Annotated in this window: 16 protein-coding genes; 9 read left to right on the forward strand and 7 right to left on the reverse strand. The window is 69.0% G+C overall.

The features are described 5' to 3' along the window. Nucleotides 1–222: 222 nt before the first annotated feature. From ABD841_RS38095 to ABD841_RS38115, 5 genes are all read right to left on the reverse strand, one after another. A complete protein-coding gene (locus ABD841_RS38095; RefSeq protein WP_344981889.1) occupies nucleotides 223–1,254 on the reverse strand; it encodes an ABC transporter ATP-binding protein in 1,032 nt (343 codons plus the stop codon). After that, nucleotides 1,238–2,275 (reverse strand): ABC transporter ATP-binding protein, encoded by a 1,038-nt coding sequence (locus ABD841_RS38100; protein ID WP_344981891.1) that lies wholly within the window; start codon nucleotides 2,273–2,275, stop codon nucleotides 1,238–1,240. Before ABD841_RS38100 ends, ABD841_RS38095 begins: the two co-directional genes overlap by 17 nt. A gap of 8 nt (nucleotides 2,276–2,283) precedes the next feature. After that, nucleotides 2,284–3,252, reverse strand: coding sequence for an ABC transporter permease (locus ABD841_RS38105; protein ID WP_344981893.1), 969 nt, complete (start codon nucleotides 3,250–3,252; stop codon nucleotides 2,284–2,286). Then, nucleotides 3,245–4,183 carry an ABC transporter permease gene (locus tag ABD841_RS38110; protein ID WP_344981895.1) on the reverse strand — a complete coding sequence of 313 codons (939 nt, stop codon included), beginning with the start codon at nucleotides 4,181–4,183 and terminating at the stop codon, nucleotides 3,245–3,247. Before ABD841_RS38110 ends, ABD841_RS38105 begins: the two co-directional genes overlap by 8 nt. Nucleotides 4,184–4,296: 113 nt before the next feature. After that, nucleotides 4,297–5,928 (reverse strand): peptide ABC transporter substrate-binding protein, encoded by a 1,632-nt coding sequence (locus tag ABD841_RS38115; RefSeq protein ID WP_344981897.1) that lies wholly within the window; start codon nucleotides 5,926–5,928, stop codon nucleotides 4,297–4,299. Nucleotides 5,929–6,432: 504 nt separating this feature from the next. On the opposite strand from ABD841_RS38115, the gene ABD841_RS38120 reads away from it, so the two are divergent. From ABD841_RS38120 to ABD841_RS38135, 4 genes are all read left to right on the forward strand, one after another. Beyond that, on the forward strand, nucleotides 6,433–7,374 hold the full coding sequence (locus tag ABD841_RS38120) for an ABC transporter permease (RefSeq protein WP_344981899.1): 942 nt from the start codon (nucleotides 6,433–6,435) through the stop codon (nucleotides 7,372–7,374). Beyond that, nucleotides 7,367–8,221, forward strand: a complete 855-nt coding sequence (locus ABD841_RS38125) for an ABC transporter ATP-binding protein (RefSeq protein WP_344981901.1) — start codon at nucleotides 7,367–7,369, stop codon at nucleotides 8,219–8,221. The genes ABD841_RS38120 and ABD841_RS38125 overlap by 8 nt, the downstream gene beginning before the upstream one ends. Before the next feature lie 54 nt (nucleotides 8,222–8,275). Continuing rightward, nucleotides 8,276–8,794 carry a YbhB/YbcL family Raf kinase inhibitor-like protein gene (locus tag ABD841_RS38130; protein ID WP_344981903.1) on the forward strand — a complete coding sequence of 173 codons (519 nt, stop codon included), beginning with the start codon at nucleotides 8,276–8,278 and terminating at the stop codon, nucleotides 8,792–8,794. Between the two features lie 431 nt (nucleotides 8,795–9,225). Then, the gene (locus ABD841_RS38135; RefSeq protein WP_344981905.1) at nucleotides 9,226–9,429 is read left to right on the forward strand and encodes a hypothetical protein; all 204 of its coding nucleotides are present in this window, start codon (nucleotides 9,226–9,228) and stop codon (nucleotides 9,427–9,429) included. 99 nt (nucleotides 9,430–9,528) lie between these two features. Here ABD841_RS38135 and ABD841_RS38140 read toward each other — a convergent pair whose 3' ends face one another. Then, nucleotides 9,529–10,251 (reverse strand): hypothetical protein, encoded by a 723-nt coding sequence (locus ABD841_RS38140; protein WP_344981907.1) that lies wholly within the window; start codon nucleotides 10,249–10,251, stop codon nucleotides 9,529–9,531. 929 nt (nucleotides 10,252–11,180) lie between these two features. Between ABD841_RS38140 and ABD841_RS38145 the strand changes: the two genes are divergently transcribed. The 4 genes from ABD841_RS38145 (at nucleotide 11,181) to ABD841_RS38160 (ending at nucleotide 16,638) form a co-directional block, all read left to right on the forward strand. Beyond that, entirely contained in the window at nucleotides 11,181–11,798 is a 618-nt protein-coding gene (locus tag ABD841_RS38145) for a DUF1707 SHOCT-like domain-containing protein (RefSeq protein WP_344981909.1), read from the forward strand. A 39-nt stretch (nucleotides 11,799–11,837) separates the two neighbouring features. Further along, entirely contained in the window at nucleotides 11,838–12,905 is a 1,068-nt protein-coding gene (gene plsX, locus ABD841_RS38150) for a phosphate acyltransferase PlsX (protein WP_425582111.1), read from the forward strand. Between the two features lie 335 nt (nucleotides 12,906–13,240). Continuing rightward, a complete protein-coding gene (gene argS, locus ABD841_RS38155; RefSeq protein ID WP_344981913.1) occupies nucleotides 13,241–14,989 on the forward strand; it encodes an arginine--tRNA ligase in 1,749 nt (582 codons plus the stop codon). A 149-nt stretch (nucleotides 14,990–15,138) separates the two neighbouring features. Beyond that, complete coding sequence (locus ABD841_RS38160; protein ID WP_344981919.1) at nucleotides 15,139–16,638, forward strand: hypothetical protein; 1,500 nt, start codon at nucleotides 15,139–15,141, stop codon at nucleotides 16,636–16,638. A 553-nt stretch (nucleotides 16,639–17,191) separates the two neighbouring features. Here ABD841_RS38160 and ABD841_RS38165 read toward each other — a convergent pair. Then, the gene (locus tag ABD841_RS38165) at nucleotides 17,192–17,584 is read right to left on the reverse strand and encodes a cell division protein SepF (RefSeq protein ID WP_344981915.1); all 393 of its coding nucleotides are present in this window, start codon (nucleotides 17,582–17,584) and stop codon (nucleotides 17,192–17,194) included. A 206-nt stretch (nucleotides 17,585–17,790) separates the two neighbouring features. Between ABD841_RS38165 and ABD841_RS38170 the strand changes: the two genes are divergently transcribed. Continuing rightward, complete coding sequence (locus ABD841_RS38170) at nucleotides 17,791–18,579, forward strand: PhzF family phenazine biosynthesis protein (RefSeq protein WP_344981917.1); 789 nt, start codon at nucleotides 17,791–17,793, stop codon at nucleotides 18,577–18,579. Nucleotides 18,580–18,802: the final 223 nt, after the last annotated feature.

The raw sequence follows: 18,802 nt of genomic DNA on the forward strand, positions 1-18,802 counted from the left end.
GACGCAGCCGCCAACGTCAACGCCGACGCCAACCTCAACGCGGACGTGAACGCCGGTGCCAACCTCGACACGAACGTGAACGTCGGCCTCAACGCGGACGCCGACACCCGCGCCGACGGCTGCCTGATCATCATCGGCTGAACCCGCTGAACCTGGCAGAGCCCTTCACGACAGTGAGGGGCTCTTCCCATGTGCCGACCGGTCCGGCGTGCGAGAACAGGGCTAGTGCGTGTGCACCACGTCGCGGGTCTCGGCGAAGTGGCAGGCGCTCGCGTGCCCGGTGCCGGGCCGGATCTGCAACGGCGGTTCCTGGGTCGCGCAGATGTCCTGTGCCTTCCAGCACCGGGTGCGGAAGCGGCAGCCCGAGGGCGGGTTGGCCGGGGACGGTGGGTCACCCTGCAGGATGATCCGCTGACGCCGCCCCCGGCTGTCGGGGTCGGGCACCGGTACGGCCGAGAGCAGGGCCTGGGTGTACGGGTGGACGGGGCGGTCGTAGATCTCGGTGTCCTTGCCGAGCTCGACCACCTTGCCCAGATACATCACGCCGACCCGGTCGGAGATGTGGCGGACCACCGACAGGTCGTGCGCGATGAAGATGTAGGCCAGACCGAACTCGTCCTGTAGCCGCTCCAGCAGGTTGACGACCTGCGCCTGGATCGAGACGTCCAGCGCCGACACCGGCTCGTCGCAGACGATGATCTCCGGCTGGAGCGCCAGCCCGCGGGCGATGCCGATGCGCTGGCGCTGACCGCCGGAGAACTGGTGCGGGTAGCGGTTGACGTGGTCGGGGTTGAGCCCCACGACCTCCAGCAGTTCCTGCACCTTGCGACGGCGGTCGCCCTTGGGGACGACCTCCGGGTGGATCTCGAACGGCTCGCCGACGATGTCGCCCACGGTCATCCGGGGGTTCAGCGAGGTGTACGGGTCCTGCATGACCATCTGGATGCTGCGGCGGACCTGTTTGAGCTCCCGGCCCTTGAGCCCGCCGCCCTTGGGGTGGAAGATCTCCCGGCCGTTGATCCTCACCGATCCCGAGGTCGGTCGCTCCAGCGCCATCAGCAGCTTGGCCAGCGTGGACTTGCCGCAGCCCGATTCGCCCACGATGCCGAGCGTCTCGCCGCGGCGCAGGTCGAAGGAGACCCCGTCGACGGCCTTGATCGCGCCGATCGGCTTCTTCAGCAGGACGCCCTGGGTCAGCGGGAAGTGCTTGACCAGGTCGCGAACCTCGAGGACCGGCTCACCCGTGGCTGCCATCGAGGACCTCCCTCCAGTAGTGGCACGCGCTGCCGCGCGTCGGCCCGATCTCGTAGAGCGGGGGCGTGTCGGTGACGCAGTCGTCCTGACGGTACGGGCACCGGGGGTGGAAGGAACAGCCCGGGGGAATGTCGAGCAGGTTCGGCGGCATGCCCTTGATGGCGTACAGTTCCCGGCCCTTCCGGTCGACCCTGGGGATCGAGTTCAGCAGGCCCTTGGTGTACGGGTGGGCAGGCGCCCGGTAGATATCGCGCACCGGGGCGTTCTCCACGATTCGCCCGGCGTACATGACCGCGATCTTGTCGGCCACGTCGGCGACCACACCGAGATCATGGGTGATCAGGATCAGGCCCATGTCGCTCTCGCGGCGCAGTTCGGCCAAAAGCTCCATGACCTGGGCCTGCACCGTCACGTCGAGCGCGGTGGTCGGCTCATCGGCGATCAGCACCTCCGGGTCGAGCGCGATCGACATCGCGATCATGATGCGCTGGCGCATACCCCCGGAGAACTGGTGCGGGTAGTCGCGCACCCGCTGCCTGGCGCCCGGGATGCGGACCCGGTCCATCAGCTCGACCGCCTTCTTCTCGGCGTCGCGCTTGGACATACCGCGGTGTACCCGGAACATCTCCCCGATCTGGGCACCCACGGTGAACACCGGGTTCAGCGCGGAGAGCGCGTCCTGAAAGATCATCGCGACCCGCTGGCCACGGATCCGCGTGCGGGACTCCTCGGGCAGCTTGAGCAGGTCCGTGCCGCGGAAACGGATCTCGCCCCGGGGGATGCGAGCCGGCGGGGAGTCGAGGATGCCCATGATCGCCTGCGCGGTCACCGATTTGCCCGAGCCGGACTCGCCGAGCACGGCGAGAGTCTCGCCCGGGTTCAGCGAGTAGCTGACCCCGTTGACGGCCTTGACCACACCCTGCCTGGTCACGAACTCCACATGCAGGTCGTCGACGGCCAGCAGCGGCCCGTCGGCGTGGGTTCCCCTGGCCGGCGGCATCGGCGTCGAGGTCTTCTTCACAGGTCCCCCTAGCGCAGCTTCGGGTCGAGGGCGTCGCGCACGGCGTCACCCAACATGATGAAGGCCAACACGGTCAGGCTGAGGAACAACGCCGGGAAGAGCAGCGGTCCCGGAGCCTCCAGGAAACGCTCCCGGGCGTCGGAGATCATAAGACCCCACGAGATGTCGGGCGAGCGCAGTCCCACGCCCAGGAACGACAGGCCGGCCTCGGCGGCGATGAACCCACCCAGGTTGATCGTGGCCACCACGATCACCGACGCGACCGCGTTCGGCAGGATGTGCCGGAACATGATCCGCGGCGCGGAGGCGCCGAGCGCCCGCGCCGCCACCACGTAGTCCTGACTCTTGGCGGTGATCACCGCGGCCCGCATGATGCGGTACGTCATCGGCCACGCCAGCACGGAGAGCGCGAGTATGACGGTCCACACGTTGCCCGTGCGGAAGACCGCCAGGATGAGCAGCGCGCCGAGGATGGACGGGATCGCGAAGAAGATCTCCGTGATCCGGGAGAGCACGGTGTCCAGGCCGCCGCCCGTGAAGCCGGCCAGCAGGCCGAGGAGACCACCCACGAGCGCGGTGACGACGGTGGCGGTCAGGCCGACCACGATCGAGTTGCGGGCGCCGTGGACGGTGCGGGCGTAGACGTCGCAGCCGAGGTTGTCGGTGCCGAACCAGTGGGCGCCGCTGACGCCCTGCCGGGCCTGGGCGAGCTGACAGGTGGTGGCGTCGTAGGGGTTCACCGAGGTGAACAGCGACGGGAACAGCGCCATGGTGAGCAGGACGCCGATGAGGACGGCGGAGGCGATGAAGAGCGGCCGGCGACGCAGGTCGTACCAGGCGTCGGTCCACAGGCTCGCGGCCCGGGACGACCGGGGGGCCCGGGGAACTCTGCCTCTCCTCAGCCTTCCCGGCCTGCCGTGCTTGCCGCGCCGGCCTCGCCTGACCTGCTTGGCGGCCGGGGCAAGGGTGTCACTCATAGCGGATCCTCGGGTCGAGCACGGCGTAGAGCAGGTCGACGACCAGGTTCGCCAGGATGTAGATCAGCACCAGTACGGTCACGATGCCGACGACCACGGACTGCTCGCGCAGGTAGACCGAGCTGAACAGCTGCTGGCCGATCCCCGGCAGGTTGAAGATCGTCTCGGTGATCACCGCACCGCCCATCAGCACGCCCAGGTCGGCGCCGAGGTACGTGACCAGTGGGATCAGCGCGTTGCGCAGCGCGTGCCGCCCGACGACCCGGCGCCGGGACAGGCCCTTGGCCACCGCGGTGCGGATGTAGTCGGTGCGGAGGATCTCCGCCAGGCTGTTGCGGGTCAGGCGGGTGAGGTAGGCGATCGACGTCCCGGCGAGCACGAAGCCGGGCAGCAGGTAGCTGCGCCAGCCCTCCGCCACGCCCGCGACGGGGAACAGGTCGATCCCGGCCTGCCTGAGCCGCACGCCCAGCAGCAACTGGAGTACGAAGCCGGTCACCAGCACGGGAATGGAGATCAGCACCAGCGTGGCGGCGAGGACCATCGAGTCCTGGGCCCTGCCGTGGCGCAGCGCCGCGTACAGGCCGAGGCCCACCCCGATGACCGCCTCCATCACCAGGGCGGTGACCGCCAGGTTGACGGTCACCTGGAACTTGCCGGCCATGATGTCCGTGACCGGGACGCCGGCGAAGGTGGTGCCGAAGTCGCCGCCGAACAGGCCCGTGAGGTAGTGCCAGTACTGCACCAGGAACGGGTCGTTCAGGTGGTACTGCTCACGCAGGACGGCGACGACGTTGGGGTTCACGCGTTTCTCGCCCGCCAGCGCCGCGATGGGATCACCGGGAAGCGCGAAGACGATGGCGTAGATGAGCAGGGTGGCGCCCAGCAAGACAGGGATCGCCTGGATCAGGCGCCGGATGATGTAACGGCCCATTCAAGTCTCCCGTACGTGCCCGCGGCGGCTCTCCGGGCCCCGCGGGTCGCGCGGCGGTCCCGGGATCCGCCCCGGGCGGTCCGTGGGCCGGGCTGGGCCCGGCCCTGCGGCCGTCAGACGGCCTTCTCGACCTTCTCCCACTCGACCTGGTTGAGCAGGTTGATCTTGACGCCCTTGACGTTCTGGGAGAACGCGGCATTGGTCCGGTAGAAGTACACCGGGATGTACGGCAGTTCCCTGATCAGGATGTCGTCGGCCTTCTGGTAGTACTTCAGGCCCTCCCGCTGCGTGGGAGCGCTGTCGCCCTTGGCGAGGAGGTCGTCGAACTCCTTGTTGGACCAGCCCGCGTAGTTGGAGCCGGTCTTGATCGCGACGGTGGAGAAGACCGGGGTCAGGTAGTTCTCCGCCGACGGGTAGTCGATCGCCCAGCCCATGCGGAACATGCCGCCGTAGGTCTTCTTGTCGAGCTCGTCGAGGATCGTGGCGAACTTCTCGAACGACCTGACCGTGACCTTGACCCCCAGGTTGGCACGGAGGCTGTTGGCGACGGCCTCGATCCATTCCTTGTGCGGGCCGTCGGAGTTGTAGCCCAGTTCCAGCGTCGCCGGGCCGTTGTTGGCGGTGTACTGCGCCCTGGCCTTGACCGGGTCGTAGACGCAGACCGCGCAGGCGCCGGGGCGGTAGCCCTCCAGCAGCGGGTTGATGAAGTCGTCGGCCGGGGCGCGGGTGCCGGAGAAGACGGTCTCGGCGATCGTCTTGCGGTCGATGGCCATGGAGATGGCCTCGCGGACCTTCACGTTCGCGTACGTCTTGTTGTACTGGATCGGGAAGCCGATGTAGCCGACGCCGGCGTCCGCCTCGTCCATGTAGCGCTCGCCGAACTCGGATTTGGCCCGGGCGATCGCCGACGGGGGCAGCGAGTCGTGGATGTCGAGGTTGCCCGCGGCCAGGTCGTTGAACGCGGTCTCCGAGCTGGTGTAGAGGACGAACTGGAGCCTGTCGAACTTCGGCTTGGCACCGGGGAACTTGTCGTAGCGGACGAGGTCGATCGTCTGGTCGGTGCCCTTGTTGTACGGCTTCTCGAACCGGAAGTAGCCCTGGCCGATCGGCTGCTTGGCGTACTCCTCGGTGATCTTCCCGTCGGGGCCGAAGGCGCCCTCGGGCAGCGGGTAGAACGCCGTGTACCCCAGCATCGTCTTGAACTGCGAGAACGGCGTGCTGAGGGTGACCTTGAAGGTGGTCTCGTCGACGACCTTCAGGCCCTTCATCTCCTTGGTGGAGACGACCTGACCCTCACCCGGGTTGAGGTCGGCCCAGCCCTCGATGCGGCTGAAGAAGCCGTTGGCTCCCTGCGCGTTGTCCTGGTTGGCGGCGTAGTTCCACGCGTCGACGTAGTTCTGCGCGGTCAGCTTGTCGCCGTTGTGCCACGTGTAGCCGGGCTTGATCTTGATCGTCCAGACCCTGTTGTCCCGGCTCTCGATCGACTCGGCGACGTCCTCGACGACCTGCTTGTTCTCGTCGTAGCTCACCAGCGGCGCGAAGACCGCGGCCAGCACCTCGGAGCCCTCCGACTCGGTGGTGTCACCCGGATAGAAGAGCTTCTGCGGCTCGCCGAGCTCCATGCGCACGGGCTGGCCGGCCCCGGCCGTCCCCCCGCCCGTGGAGGTCGCGCCGCCGCACGCGGCCAGCGCGAGGGCGAGCAGCGCGGCGCCGGCGGTGATCCGCGCCCCCTTAGTAACACGCATTACGGTAAATCCTCCCTGTGCAGGCGGGTATCGACGCTGAGCCTCCACGGTTCCGGGCAGCGCCGAGAAGGAATTCATGGCTTCCTGATCCCCGCCGCCTCGGCCGCACACTGACACCACACCAGTCGGACGCGACTGTCCCGCACCGCTTCACATCGACCTGCCTCTGTGATGTTGCAGTTCGGTCACGCATGGACCTGCTCGACGCCACGCGTTTGCCGGTGCGCCCGAGCCAAGCTCTTGAATGTCCACAAAGAGGACATTGGGGCATACGCAGGACATGAACGGTCACGTCAAAATACCTCTGTACGGAGAGTGGTCGCATCCGTTGCCCGCAGACGACCCGGACCTGGGCTACCGTTGACCGGGTCGCAGGAGAGCCGGTGGCTCGCAGGCGAACCGCACAATTGCCCTGGAACCTCTTAGCTGGAGATCCCGTCCAATGTGTGCGGCGGGTCACCGCCGTAGGCACTTCATCCACTCGCATCCAATAGAGTCCTTGCCATGAGCCAGCCGGAATCCGCGACCGCGGACGCCCAGGCGGGCGGCCCGATGAACGGCACCCCCACGCAGGGGCAGGAGCCGCTGGCCAAGCTCGCCGAGCGATACGGACTTCGGCGTGCCATCGCACGCCCTAGTCTGCCCGTCTACCTGCGCCAACTGTGGGAACGACGGCACTTCATCACGACGTACGCCACATCGCGGAACGTCTCGAAGTACAGCAATTCAGCCCTGGGCCAGCTCTGGCAGGTCCTGACGCCGCTGCTGAACGCCGCGATCTACTGGCTGATGTTCGGCCTGATCCTGGGCGCGGACAAGGGGATCACGAACTACCCCGCGTTCCTCATCACCGGAATGTTCGTCTTCACCTACACCCAGCGCTCGGTGAGCAGCGGCGCCAAGTCGATCTCCGGCAACCTGTCGCTGATCCGCGCCCTGCACTTCCCGCGCGCGGCGCTCCCGTTCGCCTACACGATCCAGGAGTTCCAGCAGCTCCTGATCTCCATGGGTGTGCTGATCGCGCTGGTGCTCGTCACCGGCGAGATGCCCACGTGGTTCTGGCTGCTCATCCCGGTCGCCCTGCTCCTGCAGACGATGTTCAACGTCGGCGCCAGCCTGGTCCTGGCCCGGGTGGGCGCCTCCGCCCGCGACCTGAACCAGCTGCTGCCCTTCATCATGCGCACCTGGCTGTACGCCTCCGGGGTCTTCTTCTCCATCGGCGACAAGGTCTCGGGCCCCGACGGCGCCGGCCTGCCGCAGTGGGTCGCCGACATCATGTACTTCAACCCGGCCGCCGCGTACATCGAACTCATGCGAGACCTGCTCATGCAGACCCATGAGCCTCGGCCGTATATTTGGGCGGTCTGCGTATTCTGGGCGGTGTTCGCTCTGCTCGGCGGCTTCTGGTACTTCTGGCGAGCCGAGGAAAAGTACGGCCGTGGCTGAGTTGACCGAGGAGCAGTCCCGAGTGAAGGCCGAGGAGCCCGCCGTCCCCAGCACGGACGTGAGGGTGCACCCCAACCCGGAGCCCGCCCGCAACAGCCGTGAGGGCACTCCCACGGTCATCGTCGACGACCTGCACATCATCTACCGGGTCTACGGCGCGGCCAGCGACGCGGAGAAGGGCAACGCCGCCAACGCCCTCATGCGCCTCGTCAAGCGCCAGGGGCGGCCGCAGATGAAGGAGATCCACGCCGTCCGCGGCGTGTCCTTCGTGGCCCGCCACGGCGACGCCATCGGCCTCGTGGGACGCAACGGCTCCGGCAAGTCCACGCTGCTGCGGGCCATCGCCGGTCTGCTGCCCCCGCACTCCGGCGCGGTCTACACCGACGGCCAGCCCTCCCTGCTCGGTGTGAACGCCGCACTGATGCGCGAGCTCACCGGCGAGCGCAACATCGTGCTCGGCTGCTACGCCATGGGCATGAACCCCGCACAGGTCAAGGAGAAGTACGACGACATCGTCGACTTCTCCGGCATCGGGGAGTTCGTGCAGTTCCCCATGTCGACCTACTCCTCGGGCATGGGCGCCAGGCTCCGCTTCGCCATCGCCTCGGCCAAGTCCCACGACGTGCTGCTCATCGACGAGGCCCTGGCCACCGGCGACCGCGAGTTCCGGCGCAAGAGCCAGGACCGCATCAAGAAGATGCGCGAGGAGGCGGGCACGGTCTTCCTGGTCGCGCACAACCTCGACGTGATCGAGGAGACCTGCAACCGGGTGATCTGGCTGCACAAGGGCAAGATCAGGATGGACGGTGACCCGAAGACGGTGCTCGCCGCCTACAACAAGGTCTGATCGCAGGGCAAGATGAGGAACGACCGACAAGACGTTCCTCAACGGAGGTGAATCGTGTCCTCGCGGCCACCGATCCCATATGACTTCCTGCCCCCGGTTCCCGCGCTGAACGTCGAGAGCGACGACGTCCGCGACGGCGAGCGCATGTCCGAGCGGCACGTGTTCGACGGCTGGGGCGCGGGCGGGCAGAACGTCTCGCCCCACCTGCGCTGGTCCGGCGCCCCCGAGGGGACCCTCAGCTACGCCGTCACGTGCTTCGACCCCGACGCCCCCACCGGCAGCGGGTTCTGGCACTGGCTGCTGTACGACATCCCCGCCGACGTGACCGAACTGCCCGCCGGCGCCGGCGCGGCCGGCGGCGTGGGCGTGCACGGCCGCAACGACTACAGCATCAACGCCTACGGCGGCGCGGCCCCGCCCCCCGGCTACCCGCACCGCTACATCTTCGCGGTGCACGCCCTCGACGTGGAGAAACTCGGCGTGGAGCACGACGCCCCGCCCGCCGTGGTGGGTTTCAACATCACCGCCCACACCCTGGCCCGCGGCTACATCGCGCCGGAGTACGAGAGCTGAGCTGTGTTGGCCGGCGACGCTGCGCGTCGCGGCTCGGGTGCTCTGATCCGGCTCCTTCCCTCGTCGCGCGTCCGCTTCGCTCCCGCGCTCCTCAGTCCAGTCACCGGCGCACCCTCGCGGGCTCCTTCGCTCCTCAGTCCAGTCGTCGGCGCGTCCGGACGGAGTACCTCGGGGCAGAGGGCATAGGTGCGTCCCCGCGGGCGCAGCGGCGACGCTGAGACGTCGTGGGTCAGGTGTCTGGCCCGGTGACTTCCCTTGTCGCTCCTCAGCGCAGTCACCGGCGTGCCTTCGCGGGCTCTGCACCCCGGTCCGGTGGGCGGCGCGTTCTCATGAGGGCGCGCCGGGGGAAGGTCAGGGGCTGGCGGCACGGCGGTGTGACTCGCGGGGCAATCGACTGACAGCGTGTTCGGTGTTCCGGTATGATTCGAACGTTGTTTCGATCCGAGGAAGCCGTCATGGAGTGGGGGCGCGCGATGCGAGAGCTGTCGACCGCGATCGACCACCTGGCCGTTGAGGACCCATCAGAGATTCCCCGTCTCCAGCTCGCCGAGCAGCTCATCGAGCTGCACTGGCAGATGGCGAGACTTCAGGCAGAGATCGCTCGTCGCACCTCCGTGAGAGGTCCGGGCCTCTGAGACAGCGGAAACCGGCCGGTGCGCACCGGCCGGTTTCCCTGCTGTCGTGACCCTCCGGCCTCCATCCGCCTCAGCGGCCGTCCGGTCCCTCACCGTCGGTTACTCGGCGGCAACCTTGACCATGGGCATCCCGGCGTCGGCCACGCGGGCCGCGGTGCCAGTGATGGCTCGGGCGCCCTCCGCGGCGGCCCCGCGCACCAGCGGGGAGATCTCGTCGACGGCGGCCGGGCGGGCGACCGGCTCGACCGCCCCGGCGGGCAGAGTGAGATCCCCGGAGAAGAGAGGGTTCGCCGGCGGAGCCACGGAGCCCGCCGGCTCGATGTCCGGGGAAACGGCCCGATCCAGCGCACCGTTGAGGTCGGTGGCCTCGGCCCGCTTCTTGACGAGACGCTCCACGGGCTCGGTGGAGATCCGGCCGGTCCGGGCGGCCCGCGTGACCATGTCGGTCAGGTCGCCGGTCGTGCCGGTGAGCCCCCGGGTGCCCTCGACGGCCTCGGCGACCCGGTGCGTGCCCCGGGTGACGCCCGTCAGCGGGCCGTCATGGGGGAGATCGTCCGCGGAGACGGCGAGAAGCCTCTCCATCGCCTCGGAGGACGACATGGCCGTCCCGCCGGAGGGGACTGCGACCTCGACCCCCGGGAGACCGTTCAGCGCCTTCTGGCCGCCGGCCAGACCGGCGGCGATTTCCTCGACGGTCATGGTGACGTCGGAGGGCACCGGGTCGTTCGTGACGTCGCGGGTCTGCGCCTGGGCAGGCACGCAGACCGCTGCCACGAGGCCGAACGCCGCCGCGGACACAACCGTTGTGATGATTCGCTTCATGATCGCCTTCCAGCATGTGATGAGCCCGCGTGATTTCTCTGAACGAGCGGGAAAAGGCGGGCCCGAGACCCCGAATCACCGGCGGGTACGACGTGGAGGTTTTTCAAAGCGCACCGGCCGGAAGCTGCTTCGGCATTTCTATCACCGCCGTCGGCGGGTCCCCGTCCCGGCCGTGAAGATCACATTACCTTCGGCCACCGGGGCTGGAGCCCCAGAATGGCTGTGCCGGACGGTCTCCGAAGCTCGCCCGGCACGACGGAAAAAAGAGAAACAGCACCGTAGATGATTACGGCATATCACTCTTTATCCGGCGAAAATCTCCGAGATCAAGAGTGTGTTCACGCAACGGAAAGGGCAATCCACGAGGAAAGAGGCGGGAAAGGAAGGCCGCGGGCCGCGACGCCAGATTTTCCGTTCGCCGGGCACCCGCTTGACCCGGTGAATCGGCCGGGGCAAGCGGATACCCGGCAAATCGGCCCGGCGCCCGTTCGGCCGGATATCGACCGGCACACCGGTGCGGGCCGGACCGGCAACCGCCGCGACGTGACCGCCGCGGTCCCGGAACGCTCGAAGGGCGTGAAGAACACGGAAGACCCGGCGGGCTCAGCGGGATCGAAACGCTCCGAGATCGACGACCGGATCGCGGAGGCGTCATCGACCACCCCGATCAGCGGTCCTGCCGACCGCGCCGGTGGAGAGGATCCCGGCGACGGCGACCTCCACCGCGGGCGAGTCCGCCTCCCGGCAAGTTCGCATGCGAAGAGTTATCGCGATATATCTTGATTCGACATACACTCGGACTCATGAGCCCCCAGGATCCCACTCCACCGATCTTCCCGGACCGCGCTCCGCGTGCCTCGGTTCCGGCCTCGCGCGCCTCCGGAGATGGATCCGCCCTGCGTTCCCCGGCCACCTCCCCTGCCCCGCACATGCCCGATCCCCCTCGTGCGCCCGTCCCCGCTCCGCCCGTCTCCACGCCGCACCCGCCCGGCCGGGCCCTGCGCGCGTCCGACGCCGACCGCGACCGGGTGGCCGCCGTGCTGAGCGAGGCGTTCGCCACCGGGCGCCTGACCAGCCTGGAGCACGCCGACCGCCTGGAGGCGGCCTACGCGGCGGTCACCCTGGACGACCTCATCCCGATCACCCAAGACCTGCCCGACGTGACCACCTCCGCCACCGTCACCGCCGGCAGGCAGGAGGTGGGCGCCCTGTTCAGCAAGGTCGTCCGGGGCGGGCGCTGGCTCGCCGGCCGGCACACCCGGCTCAGCGCCACGTTCGGCGCGCTGATCGTGGACCTGTCCGAGGCTGTGCTTCCCGGCCGCGAGATCACCCTGGAGGTCGGCGCCCACTTCGGCAAGCTGATCATCCGGGTGCCGGAGGGCGCCCACGTCATCGACGAGGTCAGTGGGATGTTCGCCAAGCGGCACGTCTCCGGCAGCCGGGACGGCGAGGGCACCCCCGTCATCAGGGTCGTCGGCCGGGTGGCCTTCGGGAAGATCGTCGTTTCCCGGGAGAGAACCGACTGGAATCTCCCCGGCGGTCCCTGATCGGCCCGGCGGCGCGGTTCACCCCGCGGCCCGCCTACGATGCGGACAAAACATCCCGCACGAGGTGACCGCTTGCCTGAGACCGACGCTCCCGGCGTCCCGCCGATCGCCTTGGACGCGATGGGCGGCGACCACGCCCCCGACGAGATCGTGGCGGGAGCCGTGCGTGCGGTGCGTGAGCACGGGATCCCCGTCGTGCTCGTCGGCGCGCCCCGTCCTCTCGCCGAGGCACTCGCGCGGCACGACGCGACCACCGAGATCCCCATCGTCCGGGCCGAGGAAGCCCTGGCCATGGACGAGGGCGCCCTCGCCAGCCTGCGCCGCCCACGTTCCAGCATCGCCGTCGCCTGCCACCTCGTCCGCCGGGGTGATGCCTGCGCCGTCGTCTCCGCCGGATCGACCGCCGGGATCGTCGCCACCGGCAAGCTCCGGTTGCGCAGCCAGCCCGGCGTGCTGCGGCCGGCCATCGCCGTGGCCCTGCCGACCCGGCCGAACCCCACCGTTCTCCTCGACGCGGGGGCGAACGCCGAGGTAAAGCCGGAGATGCTGGTGCAGTTCGCCCATCTTGGCGCCGCCTACGCAGAGACCGCCCTGGACGTCGAGGCCCCCCGGATCGGTCTGCTGACCATCGGCAGCGAGCCGGAGAAGGGCAACAAGCTCGTCAAGCGCGCCCACGAGTTGCTCTCGGCCGCCCAGGGCCTCGACTTCGCCGGCAACGTGGAAGGGCACGACCTGCTGGCCGGCACCGTCGACGTCATCGTCACCGACGGCTTCACCGGCAACGTGGCGCTCAAGACCATGGAGGGCAGCGTCCGCTACGCCTTCACCGAGCTACGCGAGACGATCCAGGAGAGCCCGGTGGCCAGAGTGGGCGGGCTGCTCCAGAGAAGACGCATCAGGGAGCTCCGGCAGCGGCTCGACCCGGAGGGCCACGGCGGAGCCGTGCTGCTCGGTCTGAACGGCACCGTTGTCATCGCGCACGGCGACTCCCGGGCCAAGGGGGTCAGCGCCGCCTGCGTGCTCGCGGCCAGGTTGGCCGGCCAGGGCGTGGTCGCCCGCATCGGCGAGCGACTCGCCCCCACCCGCCGCCCGCACCTCCCCTGGTGAAGCCGCGCCGGTTCGGGTCACCCGGCCGTACGCGTGATGGCGCATCGTGCTCGTGACCGGGTCGCCCATGCCGGTCCCGGTCGTCCAGCCATGTGACAGCACCTCACGCTCGTGCCAGCGTGTCCACACCGGTCTTGACCATCCCGCTCTCCCGGGAGTTCTTCACCCCGACCCCGGCGATACGACCTCCGCTCTCACCCCGACCCCGGCGATACGACCTCCGCTCTCACCGCGCTCGGGCGCGGCGCCATGACCGTGCCCACTTACGTCTTCGCGGCCGTGCGCTCCCACACCGGGCAATCGGTTCAGGAGCGGCCAGCCGATACCCTTAATCCATGACCGACCCGCAGCTCGTGCTCACCGAGCGCGTCCAGCAGGCGCTGGCCGCCGCCTTCGGCCCGGAGTACTCCAACGCAGATCCGCTGATCCGTCCGTCCCAGTTCGCCGACTACCAGGCGAACGTGGCGATGAGCCTGAGCAAGCGACTGCGACGGGCCCCGCGGGAGGTCGCCCAGGAGATCGCCGACCAGCTCACCGGCCAGGCCGACGGCGTCGGGCCGTTCCCCGGCACGGTCGAGGTGAGCGGTCCCGGCTTCCTCAACGTGACGCTCTCCGACGACTGGATCGCCGACCAGGCCTCGCAGATGCTGGCCGACCCGCGCGGCGGCGTCGCCCCGTCCACCCCGCCGCAGACCGTCGTGATCGACTACTCCGCGCCCAACGCGGCCAAGGAGATGCACGTCGGTCACCTGCGTACGACCATCGTCGGCGACGCGCTCGCCCGGGTCCACGAACACCTGGGCAACAAAGTCATCCGGCAGAACCACCTGGGCGACTGGGGCACCCCCTTCGGCATGCTCATCGAGCACCTGCTCGACATCGGCGAAGACGCCGCCGTCGCCCAGTTGGAGGCGGGCGAGGGCAATGCCTACTACCAGGCCGCCCGCGTGAAGTTCGACACGGACCCGGAGTTCAACCGGCGCGCCCGTGCGCGGGTGGTCACCCTCCAGGCCGAAGAGCCCGAGACCATGCGCCTGTGGCATATTTTCATGAACGCCACGGTCCGCTACTTCAACAAGGTCTACACCCAGCTCGAAGTGACGCTGACCGACGACGACATCGCCGGCGAGAGCATGTACAACCCCATGCTCGCCCAGGTCTGCGACGAGCTCCAGGAGCGCGGCATCGCCGTCCTCAGCGACGGCGCGCTGTGCATCTTCCCGCCCGGTTACACCGGACGTGAGGGCCAGCCGCTCCCCTTCATGATCCGTAAGAGTGACGGCGGGTACGGCTACGCCACCACCGACATGGCCACGATCCGCTACCGGGTCGAAGACCTCAAGGCCGACCGGATCCTCTACGTGATCGGGGCCACCCAGTCGCTGCACATGTCGATGCTGTTCGACTCGGCCCGGCTGGCGGGCTGGTTGCCCGAACACGTCAGGGCCGAGCACATCCAGATCGGCAGCGTGCTCGGGGCCGACGGGAAGATGTTCAAGACCCGGAGCGGCGAGTCGGTCAAGCTCCTCGACCTCCTTGAGGAGGCCGAGATCAGGGCCGCCGCGGTGATCAAGGACAGTGACTACCCCGAGGAGGAGCGCGCCGGGATCGCACACGCCGTCGGCATGGGCGCGGTCAAGTACGCCGACCTCGCCGTCAGCCACGACAGCGAATACGTGTTCGACTTCGACCGGATGCTCGCTCTGACCGGCAACACCGGCCCCTACCTGCAATACGCCCAGGCCCGCATCCGCTCCATCTTCCGCAAGGGCGGTCTCTCCCCGGCCGAGACGACCGGCCCGGTCGTGCTCGGCCACCCGGCGGAGCGTGCCCTGGCCCTGCAACTGCTCGGGTTCGGCGCGGCCGTGGCGGAGGTGGCCGAGAACTCGGCGCCGCACAAGCTCGCCTCCTACCTCTTCGAGACCTCGAGCGCCTTCACCACGTTCTTCGAGAACTGCCCGGTGCTGAAGGGCGACGTCGACCCGGCCGTCCGCGCCTCGCGGCTGGCCCTGTGCACGCTCACCCTGAGGGTGCTGGAGACCGGCCTGAGCCTTCTCGGCGTCCCGGTGCCCGAACGCATGTAACCTGTCGACCGGATGATCGCCTTGTTTGCGCAAAGCAAGGCGATCATCCGGCAAAGTCATGTTCGGCGCGCCTCCCGGCGGGGATGTCCGAAGCGGATTACGCTGGCGCGGTCATCGGTCACAACTTCGGAGAGTTCTCTGCCTTGAGCATGGACCTGACCGCGAACCCGCACGCCGAGACGGAGTTGCACCGCTACGCACAGGCACTCCTGACCGAGCTGGCCACCGGCGCCGTCCCCTCCGAACCGCCCGCAGACCTCACCGATGCCCCCGACCACTGGTTGGCTCCCGCCGTTGAGGCCCTGGTGCTGCTCACCCGCGGCGAGGACGCGCTCGACGCTCTCGGCCGCGCCGCCCAGCGCGACGAGCAGCGCACCGCGCTCTTCCTCTGCCTCGCCCTCTCCGTCTCCGGCCAGGGCGACCGGATCCACGCCTCGTGGCTGGGCACCGCCTTCGGCGAACTCTCCCTCGACCGCCCGGTGACCCACGGCCAGCGAGCACTCTGGCTCGCCGCCGCCAGGGGTGCGTACGGCCCCGCAGGCAAGATCTTTGTGCTCCGCAAGCTCGACGCGGTGGCCGCCTCGCCCGCCTCGGAGCCCGACCGGTGGTTGCACGCGCTGATCCCCGACGAGCCGTCGACGGCCGTCTCTCCCTCCCTGGCCGGTTTCCCCGAGCTTGCCGAGCTCCCCGAGCTGGCCGGTCCCGTACGCGCCGCCGCCCGGCTGGCCCACCTGCGCGACCGCTGCGCCGAGATCACCTCGATCCGCGAGAGCAGGCGCGGTGACGGCAGGGGCACCGCCAAGCCGTCGGGCCGTCTGAACGGACAGGACCGCTCCGGCCGCCCCGAGCACAATCCGGACCACCAGAACTACCAGGACCGCTCGGGCGGAACGGCTGCCGACGCCGGCGAATCGGACGACCTGCCCGGTGGGCTCGCGGGTCTGGCCGCCGCACGGGCCGACCACTCCGGTGAGGCGACCGTCGTGTGGAGCGAGGACGAACCGCTGGCCGTGCTCCGCCAGCTGATGGGCGCGGGCGTCCCGGAACGGCCCCTGAAGCCGCTCGTCGGGCACCTCCTCGGTGACCTACGCCCCGGTTCTCACCCTTCCATGGCGGCGATCGCCCTGCACGTGGCCGCACCCATCGTGCGGGAGGCGGCCGAGAGCCTGGAGCGGGCCACCCACGTCGAGCCGCCCGAGACAGTCGCCGTGCCGATCCTCGGCCACCGCGTGACCCTCCGCCCCGAGGGCCCAGATCCCGAGTCTCTGGCCGCCGCCGAAGAACGTGTCACCGCCGAGGGCATGCCGGTTCGCGGTCGGCCCTGGGAAGCCTACGCGCTGCTCGCCCTCGCCGCGGTGGCCCTTGTGTCCGTGCTCGCCGTGCCGGCGCTGCCGCCTGTGGCCCTCGCCGCGCTCGCGCTGCTCCTGGCGGCCGCCGGCGGTTACCGGCTGTGGCGCAGACGCAGGCGCGAGCGGGCGGATGCCGAATACGTGGCCGCGCAGCTCTCCGAGCTCCGGGAGACGGCGCAGAGCGCGGTGTGGGCCCTGCACGAGTACGCCCGTGAGTCCGAGGCGCGTGCCCAGAACGCGACATCGGACCTGGCCGAGCTCACTCGCCTTCTCCGTCGAGGCCCCCGCGCCGGCCAGTGAGCCGGATTCGGGTTCCCACCGCGCCGTACAAGGCACATCCAGCATCAAGCACCTGGAAGTCTCAGCGCTCCCACGGTCGGCGGCGCAGAACCTCGGAATCGTGACGCTGGGCCGCGGAGCCCATTGGCCGCAACCTGCAGTCGCCCCCGCGGGACCACCACCTGGGCTCGCCGCCCTGCGGGATCACCTCAACCGGGGCTCCGTCGGGGCAACCGGAGCTTCCCCGGCTCAGTCCGCAGTTCTCCGGATCTCCTGCGGAGATCCACCGGAGCCCTGCTGAAACGCCGCGCAGGAGCAGGCCACGCACAGGGACGACCCGCACGCAGTGGCGGACCGCACACAGGAACAGGCCACGCACAGGGATGGGCCACGCGCAGGGGCAGGCCGAAGACCTCGTGGAGAGCCGGCCGCGAAGGCCCCGCCTCGGGAATCGGGGTTCGCAGGATCCGCTCAGACCGGCCGTGGAGGCCCGCCGATCAGGTCCGAACCTCCCAGGTAAGAGCCTCGGAAGCACCACCCGGGACGGGTCAGCCGGTTGTGAACCCGCGCAGGGTCAGCCGCTGGTGATCTCCACCTCGGCCGGGGCCAGCAGGAAGACCTTTTCGGCGATCCGCTCAATGCGGCCCTCACACCCGTAGGCCAGACCCGCGACGAAGTCGACCATCCGCGTGGCCTCGGCGGTGCTCATCCCGCTGACGTCCATGATGACGGTCTGGCCCTCACGGAAATGCTGCCCGATGACCGGTGCGTCGTTGTACTTCAGCGGTGCCAGCATCACGATCCTCGACGGCTCGCTCACCGCACCCCAGCGCTTGGCCGCACGCTCGGAAGCAGACTCCCAGTCGTCGTCCTCGACCTCGACCTCGTCCTCGTAGTCGTAGGACTCGTCGTACTGTTCTGCCTCGCCCAGGCCAAGGTAGCTCGCTACCTTACGCACTGCCCCCATCGGCTCGTCCTTTCCTCAGGACCACGCCGCACTCGGCCTGTCCCTACACCTTGGACGGTAACCGACGATCCGGAGTTCGCCATGCGACACGCCCAGCGCTTATTTCCACTTTGTACGGCTACCGCACTGGTTTGCTTGATCCTCGACTTTGCCCGATCCCTCGACCCGCCTTCAACCGATATCTCCGCCGGCGCTAGCATCGCCTCATGCTCATCTACACGGTCGATTCGTTTACCGACGAATTTTTCAAGGGTAACCCGGCCGGGGTCTGCGTACTCGACAAACCGGTCCCCGATGCCTGGATGCAGTCCCTGGCGGCGGAGATGCGGCACTCCGAGACGGCCTTCCTGCTCGCGGGAGGAGCCGGGGAGCCGTACTCGCTCCGGTGGTTCACGCCGACGGCCGAGGTCGCCCTGTGCGGGCACGCGACCTTGGCGACGGCGCATGTGCTGTATTCCACAGGAACAGCGCCCGAAACTCTCGAATTCTCCACGAAGAGCGGAATCCTCTCCGTGACCAGGGATAAATACGGCTTAATCACCATGGATTTCCCGGCAAAAGTACTCCAAGAGGCTGCTCCGCCGCCGGGTTTGATCGAGGCTCTGGGCGTTAAACACGTTTGGGTCGGAAAGAACATTTGGGACTACCTCGTGGAGGTCGAGTCCGAGGATGACGTGCTCGCCGCCTCTCCTGACTTCCGGGCTCTGGAGACCGTCGACGCACGGGGGACCATCGTGACGGCCCGGGCCTCGCGCCCCGACGCCGACTATGTGTCCCGGTTCTTCGCCCCCCGAGTCGGGGTGCCTGAAGACCCGGTGACCGGCTCCGCCCACTGCGCCCTGGCACCGTACTGGGCTGCCAAGCTCGGCTCCGACACGCTCGTCGGAGCCCAGCTCTCCCAGCGTGGGGGCTCGATCCGCACCACAGTGCGAGGCGACCGGGTCGAACTCTCCGGCCGCGCCGTCACAGTGCTCTCGGGCACGTTGCATGTGTAACCGCTAACCTCACACGGCATCCCTAAACCCATGAGGCATCGCGTCAAGGCCGGCCAGGATCGTGCAGGCCAAGCGCCCTGAGGCGGCGCCCGGGGCCGACGAACCAACCCGCTGCGAACGGCCGAGGCTCGCCCGAGCGGCCGGGGCCCGTGAAGACCCGAGGCCTGATGCAGGCCTCCGAAACCCCCGGGCCGGTGGAGCCCCTGGGGCTGTGGAACGCCGC

The sequence above is a fragment of the Streptosporangium fragile genome (assembly GCF_039534445.1).
In the GTDB taxonomy this organism is placed as follows: Bacteria; Actinomycetota; Actinomycetes; order Streptosporangiales; family Streptosporangiaceae; genus Streptosporangium; species Streptosporangium fragile.

Coding starts and splice junctions, on each gene's coding strand:
- ABD841_RS38145 (WP_344981909.1), top strand. CDS start 11,181: ATGCCCGATCCCCCTCGTGCGCCCGTCCCCGCTCCGCCCGTCTCCACG.
- ABD841_RS38115 (WP_344981897.1), bottom strand. CDS start 5,928: ATGCGTGTTACTAAGGGGGCGCGGATCACCGCCGGCGCCGCGCTGCTC.
- argS (WP_344981913.1), top strand. CDS start 13,241: ATGACCGACCCGCAGCTCGTGCTCACCGAGCGCGTCCAGCAGGCGCTG.
- plsX (WP_425582111.1), top strand. CDS start 11,838: ATGCGGACAAAACATCCCGCACGAGGTGACCGCTTGCCTGAGACCGAC.
- ABD841_RS38120 (WP_344981899.1), top strand. CDS start 6,433: ATGAGCCAGCCGGAATCCGCGACCGCGGACGCCCAGGCGGGCGGCCCG.
- ABD841_RS38110 (WP_344981895.1), bottom strand. CDS start 4,183: ATGGGCCGTTACATCATCCGGCGCCTGATCCAGGCGATCCCTGTCTTG.
- ABD841_RS38105 (WP_344981893.1), bottom strand. CDS start 3,252: ATGAGTGACACCCTTGCCCCGGCCGCCAAGCAGGTCAGGCGAGGCCGG.
- ABD841_RS38160 (WP_344981919.1), top strand. CDS start 15,139: ATGGACCTGACCGCGAACCCGCACGCCGAGACGGAGTTGCACCGCTAC.
- ABD841_RS38140 (WP_344981907.1), bottom strand. CDS start 10,251: ATGAAGCGAATCATCACAACGGTTGTGTCCGCGGCGGCGTTCGGCCTC.
- ABD841_RS38095 (WP_344981889.1), bottom strand. CDS start 1,254: ATGGCAGCCACGGGTGAGCCGGTCCTCGAGGTTCGCGACCTGGTCAAG.
- ABD841_RS38170 (WP_344981917.1), top strand. CDS start 17,791: ATGCTCATCTACACGGTCGATTCGTTTACCGACGAATTTTTCAAGGGT.
- ABD841_RS38165 (WP_344981915.1), bottom strand. CDS start 17,584: ATGGGGGCAGTGCGTAAGGTAGCGAGCTACCTTGGCCTGGGCGAGGCA.